This window comes from Kaistella yonginensis (genome assembly GCF_030409525.1).
Taxonomy (GTDB): Bacteria; Bacteroidota; Bacteroidia; order Flavobacteriales; family Weeksellaceae; genus Kaistella; species Kaistella yonginensis.
Genome location: NZ_JAUFQB010000010.1, coordinates 206,945 through 213,538 on the forward strand (window position 1 = coordinate 206,945; position 6,594 = coordinate 213,538).

At 34.2% G+C, this 6,594-nt stretch carries 7 protein-coding genes; 6 read left to right on the forward strand and 1 reads right to left on the reverse strand.

The window, feature by feature from the left end; all coding sequences use genetic code 11:
- Window positions 1-67: 67 nt before the first annotated feature.
- The 4 genes from QWY78_RS04405 to QWY78_RS04420 all read left to right on the forward strand — a co-directional run bounded on the left by QWY78_RS04405 (window position 68) and on the right by QWY78_RS04420 (window position 5,224).
- The gene (locus tag QWY78_RS04405; protein ID WP_290216981.1) at window positions 68-1,411 is read left to right on the forward strand and encodes a dihydroorotase; all 1,344 of its coding nucleotides are present in this window, start codon (window positions 68-70) and stop codon (window positions 1,409-1,411) included.
- Between the two features lie 154 nt (window positions 1,412-1,565).
- On the forward strand, window positions 1,566-2,447 hold the full coding sequence (locus QWY78_RS04410; protein WP_290216984.1) for an SDR family oxidoreductase: 882 nt from the start codon (window positions 1,566-1,568) through the stop codon (window positions 2,445-2,447).
- 153 nt (window positions 2,448-2,600) lie between these two features.
- On the forward strand, window positions 2,601-4,148 hold the full coding sequence (locus QWY78_RS04415; protein ID WP_290216985.1) for a sensor histidine kinase: 1,548 nt from the start codon (window positions 2,601-2,603) through the stop codon (window positions 4,146-4,148).
- A 5-nt stretch (window positions 4,149-4,153) separates the two neighbouring features.
- Entirely contained in the window at window positions 4,154-5,224 is a 1,071-nt protein-coding gene (locus tag QWY78_RS04420; RefSeq protein WP_290216987.1) for a response regulator, read from the forward strand.
- A gap of 55 nt (window positions 5,225-5,279) precedes the next feature.
- Here the strand turns inward: QWY78_RS04420 and QWY78_RS04425 are convergent, their stop codons facing one another.
- Window positions 5,280-5,468 (reverse strand): hypothetical protein, encoded by a 189-nt coding sequence (locus tag QWY78_RS04425; RefSeq protein WP_290216989.1) that lies wholly within the window; start codon window positions 5,466-5,468, stop codon window positions 5,280-5,282.
- A gap of 334 nt (window positions 5,469-5,802) precedes the next feature.
- Here QWY78_RS04425 and QWY78_RS04430 point away from each other — a divergent pair, with 334 nt between their 5' ends.
- Both QWY78_RS04430 and QWY78_RS04435 read left to right on the forward strand, forming a co-directional pair.
- Window positions 5,803-6,153 (forward strand): type II toxin-antitoxin system RelE/ParE family toxin, encoded by a 351-nt coding sequence (locus QWY78_RS04430; protein WP_290216992.1) that lies wholly within the window; start codon window positions 5,803-5,805, stop codon window positions 6,151-6,153.
- Window positions 6,153-6,476: a helix-turn-helix domain-containing protein gene (locus tag QWY78_RS04435; protein WP_290216993.1), complete on the forward strand. Its 324-nt coding sequence runs from the start codon at window positions 6,153-6,155 to the stop codon at window positions 6,474-6,476. Before QWY78_RS04430 ends, QWY78_RS04435 begins: the two co-directional genes overlap by 1 nt.
- Window positions 6,477-6,594 lie beyond the last annotated feature (118 nt).

The following is a 6,594-nucleotide window of genomic DNA, read 5'->3' on the forward strand; positions in this document are numbered from 1 at the left end:
AAATGGTTTCTATATAAAAAAAACGCTACCACAAGCTATTGTCTATCAATTCTCAATCTCTTTCTAAATGAAAATACTAATAAAAAATGCAACCATCATTAATGAAAATCAAATTTTTGAAAGTGATTTACTCATCGAAAATGATGTGATTTCTAAAATTGAAAAAAATATTTCTGAGGAAGATGTAGATCAAATTATCGATGCTTCTGGGAAACATCTTCTCCCTGGAATTATCGACGATCAGGTGCATTTTCGTGAACCGGGTCTAACCTGGAAAGGCGATATCGAAACTGAATCCAAGGCAGCAGTTGCAGGCGGAGTAACAAGTTTCATGGAGCAACCCAACACCGTTCCGAATGCGGTAACCCAGGAATTGTTGGAAGAGAAGTATAGCATTGCCGCCGAGAAATCATTTGCTAATTATTCCTTTATGATGGGCGGTACAAATGATAATTTGGAAGAGGTTTTGAAAACCAATCCAAGAAATGTGGCAGGGATCAAATTGTTTTTAGGTTCATCTACGGGGAATATGTTGGTAGACGATCCCGAAACTTTAGAAAAGATTTTTAGCAGTACAAAAATGCTTATTGCAGTACATTGTGAAGACGAGGCGACCATTAGAAAAAACACCGAATTAGCAAAAGAAAAGTATGGTGATGATATTCCGGTGGATCTACATCATCTAATCAGAAGTGAGGAAGCTTGTTTTATTTCTTCCTCAAAAGCAGTTGAACTTGCTGAAAAAACTGGAGCGAGATTGCATATTTTCCATATTTCTACAGCGAAAGAAACGGAACTATTTAGGAACGACATTCCTTTAAAGGATAAAAAAATCACCGCTGAGGTTTGTGTTCATCATCTCACTTTTACCAATGACGATTATGAATTCAAAGGCAATTTCATTAAATGGAATCCTGCGGTAAAAACGCAAAAAGATAAAGATGGTCTTTGGAAAGCAGTTTTAGATAACCGGATTGATGTGATTGCTACCGATCACGCACCACATACTTTAGCGGAGAAATCACAGAAATATTTGCAAGCGCCATCTGGCGGTCCCTTGGTTCAACACTCTTTGAATGTGATGCTCGAAAGCTTTAGGAATAATAAAATTTCTTTAGAAAAAATTGTGGAAAAAATGTGTCATAATCCTGCGATTCTTTTTCAAATTGAAAAGCGTGGATTCATCAAAGAAGGGTATAAAGCTGATTTGGTCTTGGTTGATTTAAATGAGAGTTACACGGTTTCCAAGGCTAATATTTTGTACAAGTGTGGTTGGAGTCCGCTGGAAGGAACAGTATTTCATTCGAAAATCACGCATACTTTTGTAAATGGATTTCTCGCTTTTGAAAATGGAAATTTTTCAACTGAGAAACGTGGCGAGCGTTTACTTTTTGACCGTAATAAAGAGTAACGAAGATCGCTATTAACCTTAAATCCTGTCTACATTTGATATGCAGAATTATTGGCGCTCGCTTCGCTCGCGCCTTCTCTTATTTTTATTCCAAGCATAACTTTTCGTAACTTTCATCCAGCTATTTCACTTAAATTTACAAAAAGATTAAAAAATGAACATGTACATGCAACCGATGCTCAAAGAAGATGCATTAAAAAATAAAGTAGCCGTTGTGACTGGCGGTGGGAGTGGACTCGGAAAAGCCATGACCAAATATTTTCTCCAGTTAGGAGCTAAAGTGGTCATTACTTCGCGAAATCTGGAAAAACTGCAGCAAACAGCAAAAGAACTTGAAGAGGAAACAGGAGGAAAAGTTTTGTGCGTTGCGTGTGATGTAAGAAACTGGGAAGAAGTAGAGGCAATGAAAGATGCGGCGGTAAAAGAATTCGGACAAATCGATATTCTTTTAAACAATGCTGCCGGCAATTTTATCTCACCCACCGAAAGATTGACGCATTCCGCATTTGATTCTATTTTAGATATTGTTTTAAAAGGAACAAAAAATTGCACGCTTTCCATCGGAAAATATTGGATTGATAATAAAGTTCCCGGAACGGTTCTGAATATAGTGACTACTTATGCATGGACTGGTTCTGCCTATGTTGTTCCGTCTGCTTGCGCGAAAGCTGGCGTTCTTGCAATGACGCGAAGTTTAGCGGTAGAATGGGCGAAATACAATATTCGTTTCAACGCAATTGCACCGGGCCCATTTCCTACAAAAGGAGCGTGGGAAAGACTTTTACCTGGAGATTTGGCTGAAAAATTCGATATGCGTAAAAAAGTTCCCTTGAGAAGAGTCGGTGAACATCAAGAATTGGCAAATCTTGCGGCCTATTTGGTTTCAGAATATTCTGCTTATATGAATGGAGAAGTAGTAACGATTGACGGTGGTGAATGGTTACAAGGAGCCGGAGAATTTAATATGCTCGAAGAAATTCCGCAGGAAATGTGGGATATGCTGGAGTCGATGATTAAAGCGAAAAAGTCTAATTAATTTTTAATTTAAATACAAAAGCTCAATATTTTTCTACATATTGAGCTTTTTTGTCTTTCCAGACCATATTTTCATCGCATGAAAACTTTCAATTTTTTATTGATTAAATTTAGCGTTGTAAAATAAACGATAAATTAATTTCCTTCCGTATAAATGAAACCAGCGATAAACCAAAATCTCCTCGTAAACGAAATCTTCGCAGAATGTTCTGATGCTGTTTTGATGGTGGATTCAATTGGTGAAATCCACTTCTTCAATGCTGCTTTTGAAGAATTATTAAAATATGAAAAAGGAGAATTAAAGGAAAAAAAAATTCAAAACCTTATTAAGGAAGAACTTCCAAATTTTTCTAAAAAGGATACAATTGCCTTTAAACTTGATCCAGAAGAAGAATTTACCGGAATCAATAAATATGGTGCCTTCATTCGTCTCAAAGTAAAATCGAAGAAAATTAGTTTCGAGGAAACAGAGTTGTATGTGTACTTCTTCAAAAATAGGTATGCAGCTACTGAAGAATTGGAAGATGTAAAAATAGAAAACGAAGCGCTTCGAAAAACTCAATTGAATTTAGAAAAATTGGTCAATGATCAAATTTTAATTACAAAACTTGCTGAACGTGAAGCGATTACAAGTAAAAACATTTCTTCGCAAATTGCTAGAAATTTTCCCAACGGATTTATTTTAGTTCTGAATAAAGAAACTGAAGTTTTGTTTGCAGAAGGAGATGCCATCAGCCAGCTGGGCTTAAATATGGTTTTAAAAGAAGGAACTATTCTGAATAAATCAACTTTTTTTAGCGAGGAAAGAAAAGCCAGAATTGTAAAGAAAATCAACCGAACACTTTCAGGCGATCATCTTTCTTTTGAAGTAATATATAAAGACCGATATTTCGCCGTAAACACCGCTCCGTTACGCGATACTCAACAACAAATAAATAGTGTGGTAGCTGTTTATAATGATATTTCAAAGCAAAAAGAAGTGGAGTTTAGTATTCAGAATGCTTTAAAAAAGGAACAAGAATTAAATGATTTGAAATCCAGGTTTATCTCGGTGGCATCGCATGAATTTAGAACACCATTGAGCGCCATTCTTACTTCTGCAATTTTGATTGGCAAGAGAAATGGAGCAGACGAAAAAGAAAAAAGAGAGAAATATTTGGCGCAAATTGAAAGAAATGTGCAAAATCTTACCATTATTTTAAATGACTTTTTGTCTTTGGGCAAATTGGATGAAGGAAAAGTAGCGGCAATAAAAGAACGGTTTGATTTGATTGCTTATGTAAAATTATTAATCAAAGAAAATAACATCAATTTAAAAAAGGAACAATCCATCAATTTCAATAGTTCTTTTCAAGAAATTTTTGTGAATATGGATGCGAAATTATTAAATCATATCCTCAATAATTTGTTGTCAAATGCCTCAAAATATTCTTCGGAATCTTCAATAATCGATTTTAAAATAGGGAAAAAGAACGAAAATGTATTGCTTCAAATCAGCGATTACGGAATAGGAATTCCTGTAGATGATCAAAAATATTTATTTGATCGATTTTTCCGTACCAAAAACGCTGCGAATATTGAAGGAACAGGATTAGGTTTGAATATCGTAAAACAATACACCGATTTGATGGGTGGAACCGTAACTTTTGAAAGTATAGAAAACGAAGGCACCACTTTTTGGGTAGAACTTCCAATGGATTAAAAATCATGAAAAAAATTTTAATAATAGAAGACAATCAAGATGTGCGAGAAAATACCGCAGACATTTTAGAATTGGCGGGTTACGAATTATGCACCGCAGAAAATGGGAAAATTGGTGTAGAAATGGCTAGAAAAATGCTTCCAGATTTCATCATTTGCGATATTATGATGCCAGAATTAGACGGTTATCAAGTTTTGGAAGAACTGAATAAAAGCACAGAAACCTCCATAATTCCTTTCATTTTTCTAACCGCAAAAACCGAAAAAGTAGATTTCCGGAAAGGGATGAATTTGGGAGCAGACGATTATTTGACCAAGCCATTTACCGAAAAAGAATTGTTGGATGCCATAGAAAGTCGCTTAACAAAATACGATTTCCTGAAACACGAATTTTCACAAACGATGGACGGCGTTTCGCGTTTTATGGAAGAAGCCGCTCAATATCTGGATTTGGAGCATTTGTCCAAAGATTATGCATTGCTAGAATACAACAAAAAAGATTTCGTTTTCAGCGAAGGAAATACCGCAAATTCTTTGTATTTCATAGAAAGTGGCGTGGTAAAAACCTTTAAATCTACCGAAAAAGGAAAAGAATTTGTCACCGGATTATGGCACGCTGGACAATTTGTTGGTCAATTATCTTTGCTTTCCGACAACGGAACTTATATAGAATCTGCGGCGGTAATTGAAGATGCAACGTTGTATGAAATCCCGAAAATGGCATTCATCACGCTCATTAATTCCAACCGAGAAGTTGCGAATAAATTTGTGAGTTTAATTTCTAATGATTTGGTAGAAATGCAAGATCAAATGATGAATGTTGCCTATTCTACGGTGAGACAACGCACTGCGAAAGCATTGATGGACATTCATCACAAAGGGATTTTGAACAATGCAGAAAATGATGGAATCAGCATCACGAGAGAAGATTTTGCAGGATTGATTGGAACCGCTACAGAAACCGCGATCCGAATGTTGACGCAGTTTAAAGAAGAAGGATTGATCAGTTTTGATAGTACCAGAAGAATTATGATTGAAGAAAAAGAAGCATTAGAAAATATTGTGCTTTTTGGGTAATTTTACCTCACAAAATTCTCTAATGCTTTTGTCTTTTATTTTAAGAAATTCCTATTTACAACGTGGCTGCAAGATCAGAATTTTTAGATTTTTTTCCAGAATTTTTCGTTTTGCATTTTTTACCTTTTCCGTTTTTGCATTTTTTACAAGTTGCAAAAAAGATTCCGATAACTGCAGCAACGGTTAATCCTGCAAGAAGTGATACTGTACATTTTTTTGTACATTTTTCATTACAATTTTTCATATCTATTTATTTATTATTTTCAAAAGTCATATGCAATCGCCTAACTTCATCAGTGTTTATCTCTTAATAATTGTATTTCCATCGGAATCGATGATTTTTCAATTGTTTGTAAACTTTTTAATGGCGATTTCATAATATGATATTTATTTAGGTTAATTTTTCTATTGTCAAAGTTAGGTAGAAGTTCTGATGTTTAAAATGACGCAGGTCATTGGTTGATAGTTTTTCTTAATAAAATTTTTAAAATAATTCTAAAAATTGAGAACTTTAAAAGAAATAACAAAATCTATTTGTTTCCCAATCGGGAAATCTATATCTTTGATAAAAATTGTGAATGAAGCGAAACTTTGACATTGAAATATTGCCAGACGCAGTTGATTTTTTGGACAATCTTGACGATAAAACGAGAGAGAAAATATATTACAACCTCAAAAAAGCGCAATTTGTAAATGACAATGAACTTTTTAAAAAACTAAATGACTTCATTTGGGAGTTTAGGACTTTATATAATCGTAAAGCATACCGACTTTTTTCATTTTGGGACAAAACTGAAGACAAAGAAACGTTGGTTGTTGCAACACACGGAATTCTGAAAAAAACCCAGAAAACACCATCAAAAGAAATAAAAAAGGCAGAAGAAATAAGAAAGCAATTTTTAGAAAATAAATCAAAAAATAGAAAATAATGGCAACAAATAAATTTAAAACGGTTTCTCTGGACACAATGATCGATAAACACATTGGGAAAGAAGGAACTGAAAGACGAGATGCTTTTGAAAATGAATTAAGAACAGACTTATTGGGACAAGCCATTAAGCAAGCAAGACAAGAACGTAATTTGACTCAAGAACAATTAGGAGAACTTGTTGGTGTGCAAAAAGCCCAAATCTCAAAAATAGAAAACAGCGTTAAAAATGCAAGATTTGAAACTATTTTGAAAGTTTTTGATGCTTTGGGTGCGAAGGTGAATTTTAATGTAGAATTAAATAACCGAAAAATAGCATATTAAAAAAATCTAAAATAGGTAGTGTCCCACTAACTGTGTAAGTTGAAAAGTTATTCTGAAAAATTTTGAGCCCTTAAAGCTCAAAAAAATTTTTCGGAAATAACTTTTTTACTATTTTTAA

Bases quoted from the DNA above. Each gene is read 5' to 3' on its own strand.
- QWY78_RS04405 (WP_290216981.1), top strand. From the start codon at position 68: ATGAAAATACTAATAAAAAATGCAACCATCATTAATGAAAATCAAATT.
- QWY78_RS04410 (WP_290216984.1), top strand. From the start codon at position 1,566: ATGAACATGTACATGCAACCGATGCTCAAAGAAGATGCATTAAAAAAT.
- QWY78_RS04415 (WP_290216985.1), top strand. From the start codon at position 2,601: ATGAAACCAGCGATAAACCAAAATCTCCTCGTAAACGAAATCTTCGCA.
- QWY78_RS04420 (WP_290216987.1), top strand. From the start codon at position 4,154: ATGAAAAAAATTTTAATAATAGAAGACAATCAAGATGTGCGAGAAAAT.
- QWY78_RS04425 (WP_290216989.1), bottom strand. From the start codon at position 5,468: ATGAAAAATTGTAATGAAAAATGTACAAAAAAATGTACAGTATCACTT.
- QWY78_RS04430 (WP_290216992.1), top strand. From the start codon at position 5,803: ATGAAGCGAAACTTTGACATTGAAATATTGCCAGACGCAGTTGATTTT.
- QWY78_RS04435 (WP_290216993.1), top strand. From the start codon at position 6,153: ATGGCAACAAATAAATTTAAAACGGTTTCTCTGGACACAATGATCGAT.